This is a genomic window from Streptomyces koelreuteriae (genome assembly GCF_018604545.1).
Lineage (GTDB): Bacteria > Actinomycetota > Actinomycetes > Streptomycetales > Streptomycetaceae > Streptomyces > Streptomyces koelreuteriae.
This window is the reverse complement of the sequence record NZ_CP075896.1, coordinates 3820388-3840609: the sequence shown is the minus strand read 5'-3', so window position 1 is coordinate 3840609 and position 20222 is coordinate 3820388. Positions and strand designations below refer to the sequence as shown.

The window sequence follows — 20222 nt, the reverse complement described above, 5'->3', positions numbered from 1 at the left end:
CGGGGCTTCCTCCTTCTCAGTGATCCTGCTGCAGGATCCCCGACTGCGCGATGAGATACCCGAGTTGGGCCCGGCTGCCACTGCCCAGGGCCGAGGCCAGCTTGGCTATGTGCGCACGGCAGGTGCGTACGTTCATGCCGAGACGGCGTGCGATGGCCTCGTCGACGTGGCCCTCGACCAGGAGTTTGGCTATGGAGTACTGGATGTCCGTGATGCCGCCGCGGGCCGTCTCGTACGGGGTGCCCGTGCTCAGCGGCACCGAGCGGTCCCACAGGTACTCGAAGAGCTTGATGAGGTAGCGGACCAGGCCGGGGTGGCGCAGTTCCAGGGCGACCTGCTGGTCGTCGCGGGCGGGGATGAAGGCGACCGACTCGTCGCAGATGATGAGGCGCTCGACGAGTTCGTCGATGGTGCGGTACTCCGCCTTGCCGTCGGAGAGCTGGGCGGCGTAGGCGAGCTGCTCGGGGTTGTAGTGGGCGGTGTGCTGGTACAGGGTGCGGATGCGCACGCCGCGTTCGATCAGCGGCCGGTCACGCTCCAGCCCGCGCAGCAGGCTGCGCTCGGACATCCGGTCGCTCGGCTGGACGGTGAGCATCTCCGCCTGGCACTGGATGGTGGCCATGTTGAGCGCGGCGTTGATACGTTCGCCGCCTTCGAGCACAGTGATGGCATCACTGGTGGCGGCGAGCTGGGTACCCAGGGCCATGAACGGCTGAAAGGTCTCCGCGAGGCCCGTTGCCAGACGCCGGCGGTCGGCTATCTCCTGCTCCAGCGGGTTGAGCTGCCGGGACAGGGCGACCGCCGGGGGCACCGGCCGCAGCCAGTTCGGGTCGTCGGGATCGGGATGAAGCAGGGCGAACTCCACCAGGCAGGGGGCGGGCTCCGCATCCGCACGAGCGATACGTCCGGCGCGCAGTGCGGCGGCATACAGACGGCCGCCCTCCTCGCACCACTCGGTCATCGCATGGGGATGTGTCGCCTTAGTCCGATTCGCTGCCAAATCTCCACCCCCCAGGGTCCTGAACATGCAGGAACATGATGCATCGATTGTGTGGCCATGACGTGCCCGAATAAGCCATCGTCGTACCTGACGGGGGAAAAGGGGACCTTCAAGTGAGGACGAAGCCGACTATGCGTAACAGAATGCTTCGCTCGGTGCTTGTCGCCGCCTTCTCCGCCGTTGTGGCCCTCGGCACCCTGAGTGGCTTCTCCGATGCGAAGGACGATGTTCGGGCGAACAGCAGCTGGCCGTCTGTTGCCGTGAACACCAACGGCGCGAGCAACAGCAGTTGGCCGAGCTCCGGGGCAGCGGAATCCGGGAGCTGATCGTGACCACTCCACCCGACGACCGCTCCTTCCGCCGTGAAATGGCCACCGCCTACCGCTCCGGCTGGCACTTCATCGACCTGGTCACCGCCATCCCCCACAGCGGTGACTCGTTGATGGTGACCGTGTTCGGCGAACCGGTGGTCGTCACGCGGGACGAGGACGAGGACGTGCGGGCTTACCGGTGTCTGCGGCGGCCTCGGGGGGCGCCGCAGCCCGTGCGATGTGCCGTGCGATACGGAATGATCTTTGTGAACCTGGACCAAAGGGACCACGAGCAGGTGGACGCCGAGTCTCCTGCCCCGAGGACCATCTCTGCCACCCCCCGCAGTGCCTGACGCGATTCCCCCGTCGTAACAGATCGCTCAGGTGCTTCCCCGCAGCGGCGTCACCGTGACCTGAACACGGTGACGCCGCTGCAGTTTTGGGGGACATTTCCTGGAATCGGCCTGGTCACGCGGTGGCCGGAAGCAATCGATCACCGGTGTGGATTTTCACTTCGCCCAACCTCGCTCACCCGCGCCCCATCGCCCGCGTCAGCTCGATCTCGATCACCACGCGCGCCGGGTTGGGCGACGGGGTCCGGCCGTAGCGCTCGGCGTAGCGGCGTTCCGCCTCCGCGACCCGGTCGGGCTCGGCGTGGACGAAGGCCCGGCCCTCCAGCGTGGCCCACCGCTTGCCCTCCATCTGGCAGACCGCGACGGCCGCCCCCCGCTCCCCGGCGGCCAGTACATGGCGCACCTTGGTGCTCGCCTTGTTCGTGATGACCCGAGCCAGACGGGCCTCGGGATCGTATGTGACTCCGACGGGTACCACGTGCGGAGTGCCGTCCGGGCGGGGAGTCGTCAGGGTGCAGACGTGCCGCTCGCGCCAGAAGGCGAAGTACGGCTGGTCGGGGGCACCCGGATCGACGGAGTACTTGGTGGCCATGGACCGGAACATAGCCGCTCGCGTACTCCCGGATCCGGCCTTGAGTGGAATAGACTCAACTTTATGTACGCTGATTGAGTCAGTGCACTCAGTCGGTGTGCTGATCGGGTCAGTGCAAGGAGGAGGAGAACGCGAACGTGGACGCCGAGCTGACCAACCGGAGCCGGGACGCGATCAACGCGGCCAGCAACCGGGCCGTGACCGAGGGGCACCCCGACCTCACCCCCGCCCATCTGCTGCTCTCGCTGCTTCAAGGCCAGGACAACGAGAACATCACCGATCTGCTCGCGGCGGTCGACGCCGACCAGGCGGCCGTACGGGCGGGCGCCGAGCGCGTGCTCGCCGGGCTGCCCAGTGTGACCGGCTCCACCGTCGCGCCGCCCCAGCCCAACCGCGAGATGCTCGCCGTCGTCGCCGACGCGCAGGCCCGCGCCAAGGAGCTCGGCGACGAGTACCTGTCGACCGAGCACCTGCTCATCGGCATCGCCGCGAAGGGCGGCGCGGCCGGCGAGGTGCTCGCCCAGCAGGGCGCCGACGCCAAGAAGCTGCAGGCCGCCTTCCAGAAGACACGGGGACAGCGACGCGTGACCACGGCCGACCCCGAGGGGCAGTACAAGGCTCTGGAGAAGTTCGGCACCGACTTCACCGCCGCCGCGCGGGAAGGGAAGCTCGACCCGGTCATCGGGCGGGACCAGGAGATCCGGCGCGTCGTGCAGGTGCTCAGCCGCCGGACGAAGAACAACCCCGTGCTGATCGGCGAGCCCGGCGTCGGCAAGACCGCCGTCGTCGAGGGGCTCGCCCAGCGGATCGTGAAGGGCGATGTGCCCGAGTCGCTGAAGGACAAGCGGCTCGTCGCGCTCGACCTGGGCGCGATGGTCGCCGGGGCGAAGTACCGGGGCGAGTTCGAGGAGCGGCTGAAGACCGTCCTGGCCGAGATCAAGGACTCCGACGGGCAGATCATCACCTTCATCGACGAGCTGCACACGGTCGTCGGGGCCGGGGCGGGCGGCGACTCCGCCATGGACGCCGGCAACATGCTGAAGCCGATGCTCGCGCGCGGTGAGCTGCGCATGGTCGGCGCGACGACCCTCGACGAGTACCGCGAGCGCATCGAGAAGGACCCCGCCCTGGAGCGCCGCTTCCAGCAGGTGCTGGTCGCCGAGCCGACCGTCGAGGACTCCATCGCGATCCTGCGCGGACTCAAGGGGCGCTACGAGGCCCACCACAAGGTGCAGATCGCGGACAGCGCCCTGGTCGCCGCCGCGTCGCTGTCCGACCGGTACATCACCTCCCGCTTCCTGCCCGACAAGGCCATCGACCTCGTCGACGAGGCGGCCTCCCGCCTCCGCATGGAGATCGACTCCTCGCCCGTCGAGATCGACGAACTCCAGCGCGCCGTCGACCGGTTGAAGATGGAGGAGCTGGCGATCGGCAAGGAGACCGACGCCGCCTCCCGCGAGCGCCTGGACAAGCTGCGCCGCGACCTCGCCGACAAGGAGGAGGAGCTGCGCGGCCTCACCGCCCGCTGGGAGAAGGAGAAGCAGTCCCTCAACCGCGTCGGTGAACTGAAGGAACGCCTCGACGAGGTACGCGGCCAGGCCGAACGCGCCCAGCGCGACGGCGACTTCGACACCGCCTCCAAGCTCCTCTACGGCGAGATTCCCGCTCTGGAGAAGGAGCTGGAGGCCGCCTCCGAGGCCGAGGAAGAGGTCGCGAAGGACACCATGGTCAAGGAGGAGGTCGGCTCCGACGACATCGCCGACGTCGTCGCCTCCTGGACCGGCATCCCGGCCGGGCGCCTGCTGGAGGGCGAGACGCAGAAGCTGCTGCGTATGGAGGACGAGCTGGGCAAGCGTCTCATCGGCCAGACCGAGGCGGTGCGCGCGGTCTCCGACGCCGTACGACGCTCCCGGGCCGGCATCGCCGACCCCGACCGCCCCACCGGCTCCTTCCTCTTCCTCGGCCCGACCGGCGTCGGCAAGACCGAACTGGCCAAGGCCCTCGCCGACTTCCTCTTCGACGACGAGCGGGCGATGGTCCGTATCGACATGTCGGAGTACAGCGAGAAGCACAGCGTGGCCCGCCTGGTCGGCGCCCCGCCCGGATACGTCGGCTACGAGGAGGGCGGCCAGCTCACCGAGGCCGTGCGCCGACGGCCGTACTCCGTCGTCCTCCTCGACGAGGTGGAGAAGGCCCACCCCGAGGTCTTCGACATCCTGCTCCAGGTGCTGGACGACGGCCGGCTCACCGACGGCCAGGGCCGCACGGTCGACTTCCGCAACACGATCCTGGTGCTGACGTCGAACCTGGGCAGCCAGTTCCTGGTCGACCCGGTGACCAGCGAGGAGGAGAAGAAGGAGCAGGTCCTGGAGGTGGTGCGGACCTCCTTCAAGCCGGAGTTCCTCAACCGCCTGGACGACCTGGTCGTCTTCGCCGCGCTGACCAAGCCCGAGCTGGAGCGCATCGCGAAGCTCCAGCTGGAGCGCCTGGCCAAGCGCCTCGCCGAGCGGCGCCTCACCCTGGACATCACGCCCGGGGCCCTGGCCTGGCTCGCCGAGGAGGGCATGGACCCGGCCTACGGCGCCCGCCCGCTGCGCCGCCTCGTCCAGTCCGCCATCGGCGACCGCCTCGCCAAGGAGATCCTCTCCGGCGAGATCAAGGACGGCGACACGGTCCGGGTGGACCGCTACGAGGAGGGCCTGATCGTGGGCCCGGCGACGGGCAAGACGCTCTAGCGCCTCACATCGTGAACGCGCCTCACATCGTGAACGCCGAGAACCGCACCAGCGCGGTCTCGGCGTTCACGTACTCCACCCGCACCTGCACCACGTGTGCCTCGGCCGAGGCGGGCAGTCCGTCCTCGTGGGTCACATCGAGACACAGGGCGCCGCAGGGGTCGCCCGTGCGGATCTCCGGCGCGTGCGGATACGTCTCCCGCAGCCAGCCGCGTACGTCCTCGCGCGGCATCCGCAGCACCGCCGTGTACGCGATGTCGATGCCGTGCTGCATGGTGCAGCGGTCGGGCCGGGCGTTCGCGGGGCGCTGGGCTCCGCCGAAGCCCAGTGCCTCCGCGCAGGACACCTTCGCCGGGCCGCCCGCGCGGGGGTCGTCCTCGTCCGACAGCGCCCAGGTGAACAGGCCGATGATCAGGAACCCGAGGACGAGCACGGGCAGGGCCAGGATCGGCAGGGCCACTCCCCACCGGGTGCGCCCCCTGCCCGTTTCCGGCCGGTCGTCCGCTGCCGCCACGGTGATCCCCTCCTCCATGTCCGCCGGTGAGGAGGACGGGCCCGGGTACTCGGAGGTTGCGCCTGTCCGGATCGTGTCAGCCGAGGGCTGACAGGGTCTGTCGGGGCTTGCCACCCCCCTCCCCGCATGGGGGAGGATGGCGGAATCCGTACGAAGGGAAATTCACGGTGACCATCGACCCGTCCTCGATTCCGAACTTCGGGGGCCAGCCCGAGCCGCAGCCCGGCGGCCCGGCCGGCCCCGTCGTCCCGGATCAGGACCTCGTGAAGCAGCTCCTCGACCAGATGGAGCTCAAGTACGTCGTCGACGACGAGGGTGACCTCGCGGCGCCGTGGGAGCAGTTCCGCACCTACTTCATGTTCCGGGGTGAGGGAGACCAGCAGGTCTTCTCCGTGCGGACGTTCTACGACCGGCCCCATGAGATCGAGGCGAAGCCGCAGATCCTGGAGTCGATCGACGACTGGAACCGCCGCACCCTGTGGCCCAAGGTCTACAGCCACACCCACGACGACGGCACGGTCCGCCTCATCGGCGAGGCCCAGATGCTGATCGGCATGGGCGTCAGCCTGGAGCACTTCGTCTCCTCGACGGTCAGCTGGGTGCGCGCGGCGATCGAGTTCGACAAGTGGCTCATCGAGCAGCTCGGTCTCGAGGAGGAGATCAACGAGGCGGAGAAGCCCGAGGACGAGGAGTAGGCCCCCCGAGGCCCCGCCCCAGCGGCGCGTCGGCGCGTACGAGCAGGACAGGTACGTGCTGTACGCGCCGTACGCCTTTTCAGCTCAGCCAGCCCTTCTCGTGGGCGAGCAGCGCGGCCTCCACCCGGTTCGCGGCGCCGAGGCGGCGCATGATCGTGGACAGGTGCTTGCGGTAGGTGCGCACCGACACCCCGAGGCGCCGCGCCGCGGTCTCGTCCTTGTCGGCCTCCCTGAGCAGGGCGAGGATCTCGCGTTCGATGTCGGACGGCATGTCCGCGTCCTCGCCGGGGAGTTCCTCCGCCGCCTCCCACATGCGCTCGAAGAGCGTGACCAGCGTGGCCACCAGTCCGGGTTCACGCACCAGCAGCGCCCCCACCGAGGTGTGCGCGGGGTTGATCGGGGTCAGCGCGGCCGACCGGTCGACGATGATCACGCGCTCGATGGGGTGGTGGGAGATCCGCACCTCGGCACCGTGCGAGACGAGCTCACGCATATAGGTGAGCGTGGTGTCGTCCTGCATGATCGCGGACCCCATGATCATGCGCATCCGCACGCCACGGCGCAGCAACCGCATGTTGATCGGGTGCGAGACGGCGATCGACTCCTCGGTCAGGACGCCGGTCGGCTCGGTGGTCAGGTCCTCGGTCCGGGCGAAGAAGGTCAGCTCGTCGATGGCTTCCCGGACGGCCTCGATTCCGTGCAGCTGCGTGATCATCTGGCCGCCGTCGGCGGCGTCCGAGCGGGGCGAGGAGGGGGCGGTCAGGCGCTCCAGGAACAGGGACTCGATGACCGAGTGCCGTGTGGCCTCGCTCTCCAGCTCCTCCCGCAGGCGGCGCAGCCGGCCGTCGATCAACGCGTCCACGGCCCGGGGCGGAGGGACCGGGCGGACCGCGCCCTGGGTGTTCCGGGTGGCGATCCCCAACGCCACCAGCCGGTCCAGGGCCGACTCCTCGAACGGCGGGTGCGAGTCCGGACCGGGTTCCTGGGTGCCGGACGCAGGCGAGGACGAGCCGCGTCTCAGGAGGGTGCGGTACAGCCGTTCCTCTTCCTCGTTCACGCCCAGGAAAGCAAGCGGATTGCCCATGTGTCTCCCCCTGTTGATGATCGATCACACATGCGGTCCCTGGAATCCTTGAGCGCCCGCACTCGACTGTCAATGACGGATTATCAACATATGTCCGTTAGTTCTGGTATCGCACAGCCAATTCGGTGACGGCGGGCGGGCGGGGCGTGAGGGCCGCCGCTGCAACTTGAGGAATCCGCGTGTGCAGCAAGCTGCGCGCGAATGGCCTCGTGGCGGCCCTCGCCAGACGGCAGAGTCGTTCTCGCAAGGCAGCGCGAACAGCGCAGAACGAAAACGCCGCATCGAGCATCGAGGAGACATCCGTGAACCGCGCCACGTCCCGCAGCACGAAGTCGTTCCGTCGTCGTGGACACGTCGTCGTCGGTCTGCTGACCGCGGGGATGATCGCCCTGGCGGGCCAGGGAACGGCCTTCGCCGCCGAGAAGCCGGCGGGGAGCCGGACGGTGGCGGAGTCGGCGGCGGTGACGGAGACGGTCGCGGCGACGGAGACGGTTGCCGCGTCGGCGTCGGAGCGCGGGGCCGGCAACGGGAGGGCGTTCGTCCCGGGCGCCGACCCCCTCGCGTGGCTCCAGCTCATCGGCGACCTGCTGCCCGGCCCGGTCGCGCTGCCGAAGAACAACAACGACTGGAAGTAGTCAGCGGCAGCGGCCGGCCCGACATCACGACCCAGGAGAACCCGACGCCATGACCGACTACTCCGTGCTCCTCCCTTGCGTACCCCGCCGTCTGGAGCAGGCACTCCCCTTCGCCGGACTGGTCCGGTGGACCGGGGCGAGGCGCCTCTGGCAGGGACAGGCCATGGTGATGGAGCCCCACCAGACCTTCACCGGTCTGGCCGGGGCCGGGTTCCGGGTCCCGACCGGCTTCGGCGTCACGCTGATGCCCCTGCGCCACCCGTACGAGGCGGCTCTGCAAGCGCGGTCCGTGGCCCTGGCCACCGGGGAACCGGTGATCGCGGGCTTCGGCCCGGGAGCCAGGGCCTTCCAGGAGAACATCCTCGGAGCGCCGTACGAGAAGCCGCTCCAGGTGGCGCGCCAGTACGTGACGGCCGTGCGCCGGCTGCTCGACGGCGAGACGGTCGCCATGGACGGCCCGCACTTCACCTTCCGGGGCCAGCTGGCCCCGGCCGCGGCACCCAGGGTCGACGTGGGCCTGGGTGTGCTGCGGCCGGGTATGGCCCGGCTGGCGGGCGAGGTGGCGGACGTCGTGATCACCTGGCTGACGCCGCCCGGATATCTGCGGGACGTGATCCTGCCCGCGGTGGCGGAGGGCGCGGCGCGGGCGGGGCGGACGTCACTGCCCCGTGTCGTCGCCATGGTTCCCGCGGGACTGGAGAAGGAGGGGCGCGAGGGCGCCGGGCCCGAACGGCTGGCTCTGGCGGGAAACGCGCCGCACATGCAGGCCCCGCACTATCTGGACATGCTCGGCCGGGCCGGTGTGGACGTCGGTTCGGGGCGGATCGAGGACGTGGCGCGCGGTGTCGTGGAGACCGGCGCGTTCGCGGGCGGCGATCTGCCGCAGGTGGTCAAGGCGCTCCGGGCCTACGAAGAGGTGGGGGTGGACGAGATCGTCCTGAACACCACCGCCGTGCACAAGCTCTTCGGAGCCCAGGAGTCGCTCGCGGACCTGTCGGCGATCCTGCGGTCGGTGACGGCACCGCACTGACCGATCGCTCGCCGCCCGCTCGTGGCTGACCGCTCGAACCCGATTCCCTGCTGCCCGGACGCAGAGGGGGAAGCAGACCAGTAAAGGACCCATCTGGCATGGACATGACAGCTCGTGCACGCCTGAAGCAGCACCTCATCTCCTGGGCCACCGCCGCCCCGCTCGCCGGGCCCGCCGGCCCCGGCGTCGGCACGCTCGTCCTGGCCGACGCGGCGCACATCCCCGCCGTCACGGCCGCCGGGCTCGTCGGCCCCCGCACCCTGCTGCTGGCACCCGACGACGGCACCGGCGTTCTCGCCCCCGCCGTCGGCTACCAGGGCAGCCTCACGGAACCCGGCGACGAGTTCTCCAACGGCCAGGACTTCTTCCTGCAGACCCACGCCTACGCCGCCAGTCCCTTCATGACCGTCTTCGGCCCGACCGTCATACGCGTCTTCGACGGCAACGACTTCGAGGCCTTCCTCGCCGACGCCGACCGGGCGCTCGCCGAGGGCGTCTTCCCCGAGTTCCTCATCACCTCCTCGGTGCTGCTGGCCGACCCGGCCGCCCTGAGCGGTGCTCCCGACCCGGCGGACGGACCGGCCCTGCGTCTCTACGCCGACCGGAACGGGCAGCTGTCCACCAGCCCCACCGGAGCGGTGCTCGGCACGCTCGACGACACCCTCGGCACCCTCACCGAACGCTTCGCCCGGACCGGATCCGGCGCCGCCGCGCTGGACGCGGCACTGCCGGCCGGGACACGGGCGGAGGCCCTGCGCGCACGCCCCTTCCTGGCCCGCTACCTCGAAGCCGTCGGCGCGCTGCGCGGCCTCATGGCACGCGGAGCCACCGGACTGCGGGTCTCCGGGTTCGGCTCCCGGCTGACGCCCGGCCTCGCCGAGACCGGCGCCGACGCCGACCTGGCGGACCCGACCCTGCCGATCGTGCTGTACGGGGGCGGGGACGGGGAGGCGCACATCGTGGCCGGCAGCCGCCTGTTCGCCGTCGACCGCCGGGCCGCCCAGGCCCTGGAGTGCCTCCTCGCGACCTCCGGAGAGCCGGGCGACCTCGTCCCCGCCGCCGAGCTGGACCAGCTGGCCGACCTGTTCTCCCGCCACGACCTGTCGCTGCCCGCACCGGTGCGCGTTCCGGCGGCCGCGCGATGAGCGCCCCCGCGATGCCCGTCGCGACGACGGTCGGCGAGACGACGACGGTCCATGAGACGACGCGGGCCCGCGAGACCGCGGCGACCGACGGGTCTGTGACGGTCCGCGAGACCTCGGCGGCCGATGGGTCCACGTCGGGCCGCGAGGCAGGGAAGGGCAATGGGTCCACGTCGGGCCATGAGACCGCGACGGGCGACAGGCCCGCGACGCGGTACGAGGCCGCGACGGCCCACGCATCCACCCTTGCCGCCCGCCGGATCGCCGCGCTCGGTGACCGGGCCCGGGTCTGCGGGCTGTACGACGCCCTCGGAGCCCCGCTCTACCACGACCTCGCCACCTACGACGACCCGGAGACCCGGGCCCTGCTGACCGCCGTGCGGACGACGCCCGGACCCGTGCTCGATCTCGCGGCCGGCTCGGGGCGGTTCACGCTGCCGCTGCTCGCCATCGGCCGGGAGGTCACCGCCCTCGATCTGTCCACCGACATGCTGGCGCTGCTGCGGACCGCACTGGACCGGGCTCCGGCGTCGATGCGAGAGCGCTGCACCGTGGTGCGGGGCGACATGTCCCGCTTCGCGCTCGGACAGCGGTTCCCGCGCATCCTGCTGGGCACCACCTCGCTCTCGCTCCTGGACGAGGACGGCCGCGCGGGCCTGTACCGCGGCGTCCTCGCACACCTGGCCGAAGGCGGCCGGTTCCTGCTGACCGTCCTGGAGCGGGGCGACTGCGACGCCCCCGACGAGACGGCCGTGCGGGTCACCGGAGCCGGCGGCACCGTCTACGAGCTGTACGAGCACTGGCCCGCCGGCGCCGACAGCCGCACGGTCACCCTGCTGCCCGCCGACCCGCCGCGAGGCGACAGCCCTGTCACGGTCTGTACGGACCGCGTGGCCGTCCTCGACCTGCCGCGCCTGGAGGAAGAGCTCGCCGCGTCCGGCCTGACCATCACCTCCCGCCAGCTCCTCTCCCCGCCCGGCGAGCGTCACCGCGTGACACTCCTGACCACGGAAGCCTCCCGATGACCGCGCTCTGGCCCTACCTCATACCGCCCTCCAGCCACGGCGACGACAGCCTCTGCGCCGTCGGCGCCGCCGGACACCGCGTCACCTTCGCGGACGGCAGCACCGCACTCGACGCCGACAGCGGGCTGTGGAACGTGAACCTCGGCTACGGCAACCCCCGCATCGCCGAGGCCATCGCCGAAGCCGCCCAGCACGCCTCCTACCTCGGTGCCTTCCGCTTCGAGAACAGCTACGCCCGCCGCGCCGCCGAGGACCTGCTGCGGGTCTGCGGGCCCGGCCACTACGACCGGGTGCTGTTCTCCACCGGCGGCGGAGTCGCCAACGACGCGGTCATGAAACTGGCGCGGATCCATCACGCCGCACAGGGGCAGCCCGGCCGCAACCTGGTGGTCGCCCTGCGGGGCAGCTTCCACGGACTGACCTTCGGCGGGTTCGCCCTGACCGGGGAGGACCTGGGCCAGCGGGTCTACGGAGTGGACCAGCGGCTGATCCGCCACGTCACCCCGAACGACACCGCCGAACTCGGCCGGCTGATGGCCGCCCTCGGCAGCCAGGTCGCCGCGGTCGTCGTGGAACCCGTCGTCGGCACCGGCACCCTCCCGCTCGACGCGTCGTTCGTGGCCGAACTGGTCCGCCTGCGCGACGAGCACGGCTTCCTCCTGGTCGCCGACGAGGTCGCCACCGGCTTCGGCCGCACCGGAAGCTGGTTCGCCTCCGAGAGCTGGCCGGGCCTGCCCGACGTACTCGTCACCTCCAAGGGCCTGACCAACGGCGCCTGCCCCGCCGCCGCCCTGGTGATGTCCCACCGGGTGACCCGGCCCCTGGTCGAGCACGACACGATGTTCGCCCACGCCGAGACCCAGGGCGCGACCGCCCTCGCCTGCGCCGCCATCAGCGCCACGATCTCCGAGATGGAGCGCCTCGACGCGGTCACGGCGGGCCGCAACGTCGCCGCCTGGCTCCAGCAGGGCCTCGCGGAACTGGTCGAGCGGCACCCCCTCGCCACCCACCTCACCGGCGTCGGCTGCTTCCGCACCCTGCATCTGACCCACCCGGACGGCCGCGCCCTGGCCGGCACGGACGTCGCCGACCTCGTCACCCGCATCCGGCACGCGGGCGCCATCGTCCACCCCGGACCCTCCGGCATCCAGCTCGTGCCCTCCCTGACCTACAGCCCCGCCGAGGTCGCCGAGCTCATGACCTGCGTCGAGGAAGGACTCGACAGCCTGCTGCCGGCGCCCTCCCTGGCCGCGAGGAGCTGACACCGTGCCCGTCTCCCTCGACACCTACGACCGGATTCCCGTCCTGCTGCGGGAACTGCGCCCCACCGGCGTGACCGTCCTGGCCGACCCGGCCGTGGCCGACCACGCCGTCACCCGGAAGGTCCTCGCCGAGACCGCCCGCGCCGGGTTCACGCCCACCCGGGCGGTCACCCCGGCGGACGCGGGGATGCCGGCCGTCGAGGCCGCCGCCTCCCGGCTCTCTCCCGGTGAGCTGGTCGTCGGTGTCGGCGGGGGCAGCACCCTCGACTTCGCGAAGCTCACCGCCGCTGTCGGACGCCGCCCCGAACTCCTGCGCTACCTGACCTCCGGGCAGCGCAGCGGACTGGTGGCGCTCCCGCTGCCGTGGGGGGAACACGCCGAGGTCCTCGCCGTCCCCACCACCCTGGGCACCGGCAGCGAGTCGGGACCCGTGGCCTGCTTCCCCCACCGGGACGGCAAACGCATCGCCATGGGGGAGTGCCTGCGCCCCCGCGCCGCACTCCGGGTGCCCGAGGCCACCGAGACCCTCCCGGGGCACCTCGTCATGGACGGCGTACTCGAAGCGATCTTCAGGACCGTCATCCCGTACAGCAGCGACATCCTCGACCTTCCCGAACAGGACGCCGCAGTGGAGGACTTGGCGGGCCGCCTGCTCACGGTCGGCGACGAACTGGCCCGGTGCCTCGCCGCCGGACTGCCGGCCCCGGCGCCCGGGAGGCTGCGGGCCGCCCGGCTCAGCGCCGAGAGCCAGCACGGAGCTATCAACATCGGCCGCAACCCGTACGCGGTGAAGTGCTGGGCCCTCGCCAACGAGCTCTCCACCACGCTGGGCCTGGCCAAGATGCGCGCGGTGTCCGCACTGTGGCCGGTCGTGTGGCGGCAGGCCCTGCGGGGCGACACGCGCTTCGGCAGCGCCGACCGCGTCCACAGGCTGTGGGAGCGACTGCGGCAGCGGGCCCCCTGGCTCGCGCCGCGGCCCGACGACGGTCTCGAACAGCTCATGCTGCGCTGGCGGATCGACCGCACCGTGCACCTCGCCCCGCACCTGCGCCACCCCATCGCTCTGCGCAGCGTGCGCGCCTGGGGCGCCGGACTTCCCACCCTCGCCGGGTTGAGCGCCGACGACATCGTCGCGCTCCTCGCCGAGGCCACCGAGCCGACCGCCTCCACGGCCGGTTCCCCCGAACCCCTCCCGGCGGCCTGAGCGCCTGACCCGGAGGAGCACCAGCACCACCCGCAACATCCGCAATACCCGCACCGATCGGCATCACCGAACCCACAACACGAGGAGAACACCATGGCGCACAACAACTCGGTCGAGCAGGAGCTGCAGGAGCTCGGCACCGAGCTGGAGATGCAGGAGCTGGAGACCCTGGAGGCCCCGGGCTGGGCCACCAGCGCCGGCGTCAGCGTCGGCATCTCGATCGTCTCCGTCGCCTGGAGCCTCACCTGACCGAGCCGGTCCCGCCGGCCCGATCCACCACCCCGTCCGCAGAACTTCTCAGAGAGGCACCTGACATGAGCGAGAACCTGGGCACCGTCGAGAACATCGAGCACGCCGAGCCCGTCGAGCTGGAGATGCAGGAGCTCGAGGCCCTGGAGGCCCCGGGCTGGGGCACCTGGAGCGTCGCCTTCTCCACCGGCGTCTCGGTCGGCGTCTCGGTCACCCTGACCTGATCACTGCCCAGAACCCCCAAGAAGAACTTCTCAGAGAGGCATCTGACATGAGCGAGAACCTGGGCACCGTCGAGAACATCGAGCACGCCGAGCCCGTCGAGCTGGAGATGCAGGAGCTCGAGGCCCTGGAGGCCCCGGGCTGGGGCACCTGGAGCGTCGCCTTCTCCACCGGCGTCTCGGTCGGCGTCTCGGTCACCCTGACCTGATCGCCCGGCAATCGTCGCACCACTCACATCACTCCGTAGAACTCCGCAGAGAGGCACCTGACATGAGCGAGAACCTGGGCACCGTCGAGAACATCGAGCCCGTCGAGCTGGAGATGCAGGAGCTGGAGGCCCTCGAGGCCCCCGGTTTCTGGACCGGCGTCTCCGTCGGCACGGCCATCAGCGCCTCCGTCGCCACCTCCATCACCCTCACCTGAGAGCGACACCGGCGAGCGCACTGACGCGACGGGAGACGGAGTAGCCGGCTCCCCTTCGCAAGCTGGAGCCCCCTCGGGCGACACCGAGGATCTGCGGTGGTCCGGCCGGCCCGTCCGGCCGGACCCCGCAAGGGTGCACCGCGCTCTCCCACTCCCCGCAGCCGTCCCGATAGGAAACTCCATGAGCGCTGTCACGAGTCCACCACCGCCCACCGTCCCGGCCCACGCCCGGCGCCCCCGCCTCGCCCCGAGCGCCGAGGTCCACTCGCCGGCCGACGGCCAGGGCGACTGGGTCCTCCAGCACGGCGCCCGCTATGTACGGATCAACGAGAAGGTCGCGGATCTCGTCCAGGAGCTGGACGGGGAGCGCGACCACGAGACCCTCGCCGCCCGGCTGGGCGGTGCCTGGAACACCGAGCGGGTGGGCAGCGCGATCTCGCGGCTCGACTCGCTCAAGCTGCTCGACGACGGGGAGACCCCGGCACCCGCCGTCGCCCCCCGCTTCCAGATCGTCCCGCCCATGACGCTCCAGCTCACGCTGCTGCGGCCGGGACGCACCATGCAGGCCCTGGGCCCGCTGTTCGCCCGCCTCTTCTCCCGGGGCGCCGTGGCGGCCGCACTGCTCTGCGTCCTGCTCGGTGTCGTCGCCCTCGCGGCCCAGTGGGAAGCGGTCGCGGTGACGCTGAACAGCCCCCTGTCCGCAGGCACGTTCGCCGGAGTGCTCTTCGCTCTGCTGCTCGGGGTGTCCATCCACGAGCTGGGCCACGCCGCCGTGCTCATCCGCTACGGGGGCCGCCCCTCACGCATCGGCGTCATGCTCTTCTACCTGATGCCGGCGTTCTTCTGCGACGTCTCCGACGCCTGGCGCCTTCCGGCCCGCAAGCAGCGGGTCCACACGGCCCTCGCGGGGCCGGCGGTCCAGACGTCCCTGGCGGCCGCCTCGGCCCTCGCGGCCTGGCCCATGACGGACGGCACCGCCAAGACCTGCCTGCTCTTCTTCGCGGTCACCAGCTACGGAACGGCCCTGCTCAACCTGACGCCGTTCATCAAACTCGACGGCTACATCGCCCTCATGAGCCATGTGGACATCCCCTACCTGCGCGACCGCGCCATGGCCGACGCCCGCCGCACGCTCGCCCGGTTCCTGTTCGGCGGCACCTACCAGCGCGAACTGCCCACCCGCTGGACCATCGCGTACGGCTTCGCCTGCCTCGCCTTCCCCGTGTACTTCCTGAGCGCCGCCCTCCACACCTGGCTCGGCACCCTTCAGCGGGTCGGCTGGGTGGGGCTCCTGATGGCCGCCTCCGGACTCTCGTACCTCGCGTGGATCGTGATCCGCGGCGCCCTCCGGCTCGCCGCCGAGGTGAAGGCCGCCGGCGTCCGCCCGCTCCGGGCCGGAGCCGTCTGCACGCTGCTGGCCGCTCTCGCGTGCGCCGCGATGTTCCTGCCGGCCCGTCAGACGGCGGCCGCCGCCTACGTCACCGACGCCGGCGGCACCCGCCTGGTCCTGCCGGAGGGCTCCCCGACCGACCGGATACGCCCCGGGCAGCAGGTGACGCTGCGGACGAACGGCCTGATGCTGAACGACCCCGTCGCCACCGCCCGGGTGGGATCCGCCCCGTCCGGCGAGACCGAGGTCCCGGTCTCCGCGTACTTCCCCGTCGACGTGGGAGACACCGTGCTCATGGACTCGACCGCCTATCCGCTGGACCTCGCCCGTACCCCCGCGCCGGCCACCGGCACCGCCGAGGTCGAGCTCGGCAGCGTGCCCCTGTGGAAGTCCCTGCACCGCACCTACGTGCTTCCGTTCCTGCCCTTCTGACCCTGGAGACACCGTGCTCGACACCCGGTTCATCAACTTCTGCCGCGCGGACTCGCTCTTCTACGACGCCCCCGCCACCGAGTCCGTCGGCGCGGACTTCCACGAGGGCCGGACCCTGCCCGAGGGCTGGACGGCCACCCGGGGACGGGAGTGGACGGTCTGCGTCCCACCCGACTCCCGCGTCCCCGACCAGGGATGGAAGATCCACGTCGCGGCGTCCCCCGACAACGCGGCCGGGCTCCTCGACACCGTCGCACCGTACTGCGTCGAGCACGGGCTCATGTACAAGTACATATCCGATTCGGAGACCCTCGCCCGCCGCGGCAGCAAGTACGGGGACCGCAGCGCCAGCGGCAAGTTCATCACCGTCTACCCCGCCGACGAGACGGAGCTGGAGCGGGCCCTGGACGGCCTGGAGCAGCTCGTCGGAGGCACCCGGGCCCCCTCGATCCTGAGCGATCTGCGCTGGCGGGAGGGTCCGCTCCACGTGCGGTACGGGGGCTTCGTACTGAAGACCACCCGGCTCAAGGACGGCACCCTCACCCCCGCGATCACCACCCCCGACGGCGAACTCGTCCCCGACGAGCGGCGCCCCGGGTTCCACACCCCGTCCTGGGTCACCATCCCCTCCTTCCTGCGGGAGGCACTCGCCGAACGGCGCGCCCGCACCCTCGGCGACTTCCCCTTCCGCGTCTACAAGGCCCTGCACTTCTCCAACGGCGGCGGCGTCTACCGCGCCGTCGACAAGCGGGACGGCAGCGAGGTCCTGCTCAAGGAGGCCCGCCCGTTCGCCGGCCTCGACGCGGCCGGCGACGACGCCGTGGCCCGCCTCGACCGCGAGCAGTGGGCGCTGTCCCGGCTCGCCGGGCTTCCGTCCGTCCCCGCGCTGAGGGACGTGCGCAAGGGGAACGAACACCACTTCCTGGCCCGTGACTTCGTCGACGGCACCCCGCTCACGGAACTCGTACGCCTGCGCCACCCCTACGGCACCACCGACAACACGCCGCGGGCCAGGGCGGAGTACGCGGACTGGGCGCTGCGCATCATCGACCAGGTCGCCGAGGCCGTGGCCGCCATGCACGAACGCGGTGTGGTCTTCGGCGACCTGCACCCGGGCAACATCCTCGTGGACTCCGACGACACCGTCGCCTTCATCGACATGGAGACCGCCACCCCCGCCGAGGAGATGCGCGCGCAGGCCATGGGCTCCCTCGGCTTCCGGGCGCCCGACCACCTCCGGGGCCCCGCAGTCGACCTGTTCGCACTGGACGTGCTCCGGCTGACGATGTTCGTCCCCATGCCGCACGTCGTGCCGTGGGGCACCGAGAAGATCCGCACCCTGATCGACACGGCGGTCCGTGACTTTCCCCTCCCCGAGTCCTTCGCCCGGCAGATCGAGCGCGGTCTCGGCGACGATGTCCTGGGCGCGCGGACGGAGTTCGGCGTGCGCTGGCCCGCCGCCGGGGAGGAGACCGGGAACCTGATCGCGAACATCGCCGCGTCCATCGTCGAGGCGGCCACCCCCGAGCGCACCGACCGCCTCTACCCGGGTGACGTCTCGCAGTTCATCGTCGCCGACGGCGGCGTGACCTTCGCGTACGGGGCGGCCGGCGTGCTCTGGGCGCTCCACCGTGCCGGTGCGGAGGTGCCCGCCGAGCACGTCGAGTGGCTGCTCGGCCAGGCCGGGCAGGTCACCGGCGACGGCCCCGGCTTCTTCACCGGCCTCGCCGGCATCGCGTACACCCTGGACGAACTCGGTCACCCCGGTGCCGCCGACGCGGTCATGGAGCGTGCCTTCGCCGGATGCGACGCCAATGTGGCGACGACCCTGGCGACCGGCCTCTCGGGCCTCGGACTGACGGCACTGCACCTGGCCGCCCGGCGGGGGGACGACCAGGGCCTGCGCCAGGCGCTCCAGCTCGCCGACCGGCTGCCCGACGCCCCGGCGCCCCAGCGCATCGGGCTGCTGCACGGCCGCTGCGGCAGCGCCCTCCTGCTGCTGCGCCTGTACGAGAACACCGGAGACGGCGACCTGTTGAAGCGGGCCGTGGCCGAACTCCACGCGGAGCTGGAGCTCATCGAGCGCGCGGACTTCGACGACCGTTTCCTCAGCCCCGGGCTGGAGGGTTCCGCCGGCATCGTGCTCGCGCTGCGGGCCGCGCTCCGGCACACTCCCGACGACGAGCGGATGCGCACCGCGGTGAAGAGGCTCGTCAATCTGCGGCGGGGCGGCTTCGCCACCTCGTGCGGCCTGCTGCACGGACGCGCGGGCGAGATCCTCGCCCTCGAGAACGGCGGCAGCGCGGCGGAGCGGGACGTCCTCGGCTTCCACCTCGAAGCCCTCGGCTGGGAGGCGATCGCCGCCGAACCCGGTCGCGTCGACTTCCTCGGCAACTACGGCTACCGCCTCTCCACGGACCTGGGCACCGGCTCGGCGGGTGTCCTCCTGTCCCTCACCGCCCTGCGGGACGGCATCCCGGCCCTGCCCTTCCTCGCCCCCGCGGTGATCGAGGCCCGGCGGTGATCGACATCCCGGCCACCCTCGCCCCCGCGTCGGGCATCGCCCTGCGCTACGCGGTGACGCCCCCGCACGACGGCGACCCGCTGTGGAGCAGCGCGGTCGAACTCCCCCCGGTGGAGGGCTTCACGGGCACGGTGGGCTCCGCGGGTTCCGGGACTTCGGCCGGGGCCCCGGGCCCGGCGGGGTCTGCCGGCTCCGCCACCGCCGGCCCGGGTGCCGTCCTCCTGGATCTCCCGCTGTCCTCCCGGTTCGCCGGGGCCAGCGGTACCTCCCGGGTCGATGCCCTGCTGCGCGGAGCGGGCGAGGCCGTGGAGCGGCGCGCTCTGCACCCCTCGGCCGCGTACCCCGCCCGCACGGGCACCGCGGCCGGCCTGGACGGCACGACGCTGTACGCGTACCACCCCGGCCACGCCCTGTCCCACCCGGACGCCGAGGCGGCGAGCCTGTCCTGGTACGAGGCCCGCGCCCTGGACTCGGACACTCCCGTCCTGGTCCCCGCGGACCTCGTCGACTGGCCCGCGCGCCGGGCCGACCTGTTCGACCCGAGCCCGTCCGGGGCGGCGGCGGGCGCGAGTCACGAGACCGCTCTCGCCGCCGCGATGACCGAGGTGACGGAGCGGGACGCCCTCACCGTCGCCTGGGACCGGCAGTTGCGCCTGCCCACGTACACCCCGTCGCCCGCCGACACCGGGCTGCGGGCGGTGTGGGAGCGGGCACGCGCGGCGGGGCTCACCCCCGTCCTCGCGCGTATCCCCACCGCCGTACCCGGCCTCTGGTGCATGACCGCCTGCCTGATCGACCCGGAGGGCCCGGGCGCCCTGGCCACCGTCGGCATGAAGGCGTCGACCCGGCCGGCCGAGGCCGCCGCCAAGGCGTTCCAGGAGGCGTGGCAGGTACGGGCCGCGTTGCGGGCGCTGCGTGCGCAGGGCGAGATGGGGCACCTCGGCCCGATCGTGACGGAGCACGACAGGCTCTCCCACATGCTGACCCGGCCCGCCTACGAGGCCGTACGCGACTGGGTCGCGGGATTCCAGGAGCCGGGCACGCTCCCGGCTCCGCCGCCCGCGCGGGACCTGGGCGCGGAGGAGATCCGGCGGGCCCTGACCGCCGACGGCGCGGGCCTCCTCGCCGTCGACCTCACCCCGCGCCTTCCGCAGGCCGTCGCCGCCATGGGCTGGCACGTCGTCAAGGTGCTGGCCCCCGGCTACCAGAACCTGCGGATGGACGAGACGCACCGCTGGAGCCGGCACCTGCCCCGGCTGGCCTCGGCGGCCGAACGGACCGGCTGCCCCGCCCGCCTGGACGACCCGCGGGAAGCGGCCCCGCATCCCTTGCCCTGACCCGGCGGTGGTCCGCCGCCGCTCGTTCCCCCCACCGTGAACCACCGAACAACCGAGCTGAGA

The 20222-nt window shown here is 71.8% G+C and carries 21 protein-coding genes; 17 read left to right on the top strand and 4 right to left on the bottom strand.

What is annotated here, in order from left to right; all coding sequences use genetic code 11:
- Nucleotides 1-16: 16 nt before the first annotated feature.
- A complete protein-coding gene (locus KJK29_RS17120; protein ID WP_251057832.1) occupies nucleotides 17-961 on the bottom strand; it encodes a helix-turn-helix domain-containing protein in 945 nt (314 codons plus the stop codon).
- 182 nt (nucleotides 962-1143) lie between these two features.
- On the opposite strand from KJK29_RS17120, the gene KJK29_RS39385 reads away from it, so the two are divergent.
- Both KJK29_RS39385 and KJK29_RS17115 read left to right on the top strand, forming a co-directional pair.
- Nucleotides 1144-1326 (top strand): hypothetical protein, encoded by a 183-nt coding sequence (locus KJK29_RS39385; RefSeq protein WP_370869203.1) that lies wholly within the window; start codon nucleotides 1144-1146, stop codon nucleotides 1324-1326.
- Nucleotides 1327-1328: 2 nt separating this feature from the next.
- Nucleotides 1329-1664, top strand: a complete 336-nt coding sequence (locus KJK29_RS17115) for a Rieske (2Fe-2S) protein (protein ID WP_184594372.1) — start codon at nucleotides 1329-1331, stop codon at nucleotides 1662-1664.
- Nucleotides 1665-1839: 175 nt separating this feature from the next.
- On the opposite strand, the gene KJK29_RS17110 is transcribed toward KJK29_RS17115, so the two are convergent.
- Nucleotides 1840-2256, bottom strand: coding sequence for a pyridoxamine 5'-phosphate oxidase family protein (locus tag KJK29_RS17110; protein ID WP_215120029.1), 417 nt, complete (start codon nucleotides 2254-2256; stop codon nucleotides 1840-1842).
- Nucleotides 2257-2393: 137 nt separating this feature from the next.
- Here KJK29_RS17110 and clpB point away from each other — a divergent pair, with 137 nt between their 5' ends.
- Complete coding sequence (clpB, locus tag KJK29_RS17105) at nucleotides 2394-4991, top strand: ATP-dependent chaperone ClpB (RefSeq protein WP_215120028.1); 2598 nt, start codon at nucleotides 2394-2396, stop codon at nucleotides 4989-4991.
- A gap of 22 nt (nucleotides 4992-5013) precedes the next feature.
- On the opposite strand, the gene KJK29_RS17100 is transcribed toward clpB, so the two are convergent.
- Entirely contained in the window at nucleotides 5014-5505 is a 492-nt protein-coding gene (locus KJK29_RS17100) for a hypothetical protein (RefSeq protein WP_251057831.1), read from the bottom strand.
- Between the two features lie 167 nt (nucleotides 5506-5672).
- Here KJK29_RS17100 and KJK29_RS17095 point away from each other — a divergent pair, with 167 nt between their 5' ends.
- Nucleotides 5673-6200: a YbjN domain-containing protein gene (locus tag KJK29_RS17095; RefSeq protein WP_031142427.1), complete on the top strand. Its 528-nt coding sequence runs from the start codon at nucleotides 5673-5675 to the stop codon at nucleotides 6198-6200.
- A 79-nt stretch (nucleotides 6201-6279) separates the two neighbouring features.
- Here the strand turns inward: KJK29_RS17095 and KJK29_RS17090 are convergent, their stop codons facing one another.
- Complete coding sequence (locus KJK29_RS17090) at nucleotides 6280-7284, bottom strand: helix-turn-helix transcriptional regulator (protein ID WP_215120027.1); 1005 nt, start codon at nucleotides 7282-7284, stop codon at nucleotides 6280-6282.
- A 302-nt stretch (nucleotides 7285-7586) separates the two neighbouring features.
- Here KJK29_RS17090 and KJK29_RS17085 point away from each other — a divergent pair, with 302 nt between their 5' ends.
- The 13 genes from KJK29_RS17085 (at nucleotide 7587) to KJK29_RS17025 (ending at nucleotide 20159) form a co-directional block, all read left to right on the top strand.
- On the top strand, nucleotides 7587-7919 hold the full coding sequence (locus tag KJK29_RS17085) for a hypothetical protein (protein WP_215120026.1): 333 nt from the start codon (nucleotides 7587-7589) through the stop codon (nucleotides 7917-7919).
- A 49-nt stretch (nucleotides 7920-7968) separates the two neighbouring features.
- A complete protein-coding gene (locus KJK29_RS17080; protein WP_215120025.1) occupies nucleotides 7969-8949 on the top strand; it encodes an LLM class flavin-dependent oxidoreductase in 981 nt (326 codons plus the stop codon).
- A 98-nt stretch (nucleotides 8950-9047) separates the two neighbouring features.
- The gene (mpaB, locus tag KJK29_RS17075) at nucleotides 9048-10094 is read left to right on the top strand and encodes a daptide biosynthesis RiPP recognition protein (RefSeq protein WP_215120024.1); all 1047 of its coding nucleotides are present in this window, start codon (nucleotides 9048-9050) and stop codon (nucleotides 10092-10094) included.
- Between the two features lie 11 nt (nucleotides 10095-10105).
- Nucleotides 10106-11116 (top strand): daptide-type RiPP biosynthesis methyltransferase, encoded by a 1011-nt coding sequence (gene mpaM, locus KJK29_RS17070; RefSeq protein WP_215120023.1) that lies wholly within the window; start codon nucleotides 10106-10108, stop codon nucleotides 11114-11116.
- Complete coding sequence (gene mpaD, locus KJK29_RS17065; RefSeq protein ID WP_215120022.1) at nucleotides 11113-12378, top strand: daptide-type RiPP biosynthesis aminotransferase; 1266 nt, start codon at nucleotides 11113-11115, stop codon at nucleotides 12376-12378. The genes mpaM and mpaD overlap by 4 nt, the downstream gene beginning before the upstream one ends.
- A gap of 4 nt (nucleotides 12379-12382) precedes the next feature.
- Entirely contained in the window at nucleotides 12383-13582 is a 1200-nt protein-coding gene (gene mpaC / locus KJK29_RS17060; RefSeq protein ID WP_215120021.1) for a daptide-type RiPP biosynthesis dehydogenase, read from the top strand.
- Nucleotides 13583-13675: 93 nt separating this feature from the next.
- Nucleotides 13676-13831, top strand: coding sequence for a daptide-type RiPP (locus KJK29_RS17055; protein WP_215120020.1), 156 nt, complete (start codon nucleotides 13676-13678; stop codon nucleotides 13829-13831).
- A gap of 65 nt (nucleotides 13832-13896) precedes the next feature.
- A complete protein-coding gene (locus KJK29_RS17050; protein ID WP_215120019.1) occupies nucleotides 13897-14055 on the top strand; it encodes a daptide-type RiPP in 159 nt (52 codons plus the stop codon).
- Nucleotides 14056-14102: 47 nt separating this feature from the next.
- Nucleotides 14103-14261, top strand: a complete 159-nt coding sequence (locus KJK29_RS17045; RefSeq protein ID WP_215120019.1) for a daptide-type RiPP — start codon at nucleotides 14103-14105, stop codon at nucleotides 14259-14261.
- A gap of 62 nt (nucleotides 14262-14323) precedes the next feature.
- Nucleotides 14324-14476 carry a daptide-type RiPP gene (locus tag KJK29_RS17040; RefSeq protein ID WP_215120018.1) on the top strand — a complete coding sequence of 51 codons (153 nt, stop codon included), beginning with the start codon at nucleotides 14324-14326 and terminating at the stop codon, nucleotides 14474-14476.
- 181 nt (nucleotides 14477-14657) lie between these two features.
- Complete coding sequence (mpaP, locus tag KJK29_RS17035; RefSeq protein WP_215120017.1) at nucleotides 14658-16298, top strand: daptide biosynthesis intramembrane metalloprotease; 1641 nt, start codon at nucleotides 14658-14660, stop codon at nucleotides 16296-16298.
- 13 nt (nucleotides 16299-16311) lie between these two features.
- Nucleotides 16312-18822 carry a class III lanthionine synthetase LanKC gene (gene lanKC, locus KJK29_RS17030; protein ID WP_215120016.1) on the top strand — a complete coding sequence of 837 codons (2511 nt, stop codon included), beginning with the start codon at nucleotides 16312-16314 and terminating at the stop codon, nucleotides 18820-18822.
- Nucleotides 18819-20159, top strand: coding sequence for a YcaO-like family protein (locus KJK29_RS17025; protein ID WP_215120015.1), 1341 nt, complete (start codon nucleotides 18819-18821; stop codon nucleotides 20157-20159). The genes lanKC and KJK29_RS17025 overlap by 4 nt, the downstream gene beginning before the upstream one ends.
- Nucleotides 20160-20222 lie beyond the last annotated feature (63 nt).

Bases quoted from the DNA above. Each gene is read 5' to 3' on its own strand.
- KJK29_RS17120 (WP_251057832.1), bottom strand. From the start codon at position 961: ATGACCGAGTGGTGCGAGGAGGGCGGCCGTCTGTATGCCGCCGCACTG.
- KJK29_RS39385 (WP_370869203.1), top strand. From the start codon at position 1,144: ATGCTTCGCTCGGTGCTTGTCGCCGCCTTCTCCGCCGTTGTGGCCCTC.
- KJK29_RS17110 (WP_215120029.1), bottom strand. From the start codon at position 2,256: ATGGCCACCAAGTACTCCGTCGATCCGGGTGCCCCCGACCAGCCGTAC.
- KJK29_RS17090 (WP_215120027.1), bottom strand. From the start codon at position 7,284: ATGGGCAATCCGCTTGCTTTCCTGGGCGTGAACGAGGAAGAGGAACGG.
- KJK29_RS17080 (WP_215120025.1), top strand. From the start codon at position 7,969: ATGACCGACTACTCCGTGCTCCTCCCTTGCGTACCCCGCCGTCTGGAG.
- mpaB (WP_215120024.1), top strand. From the start codon at position 9,048: ATGGACATGACAGCTCGTGCACGCCTGAAGCAGCACCTCATCTCCTGG.
- mpaM (WP_215120023.1), top strand. From the start codon at position 10,106: ATGCCCGTCGCGACGACGGTCGGCGAGACGACGACGGTCCATGAGACG.
- mpaD (WP_215120022.1), top strand. From the start codon at position 11,113: ATGACCGCGCTCTGGCCCTACCTCATACCGCCCTCCAGCCACGGCGAC.
- KJK29_RS17055 (WP_215120020.1), top strand. From the start codon at position 13,676: ATGGCGCACAACAACTCGGTCGAGCAGGAGCTGCAGGAGCTCGGCACC.
- KJK29_RS17050 (WP_215120019.1), top strand. From the start codon at position 13,897: ATGAGCGAGAACCTGGGCACCGTCGAGAACATCGAGCACGCCGAGCCC.
- KJK29_RS17045 (WP_215120019.1), top strand. From the start codon at position 14,103: ATGAGCGAGAACCTGGGCACCGTCGAGAACATCGAGCACGCCGAGCCC.
- KJK29_RS17040 (WP_215120018.1), top strand. From the start codon at position 14,324: ATGAGCGAGAACCTGGGCACCGTCGAGAACATCGAGCCCGTCGAGCTG.
- mpaP (WP_215120017.1), top strand. From the start codon at position 14,658: ATGAGCGCTGTCACGAGTCCACCACCGCCCACCGTCCCGGCCCACGCC.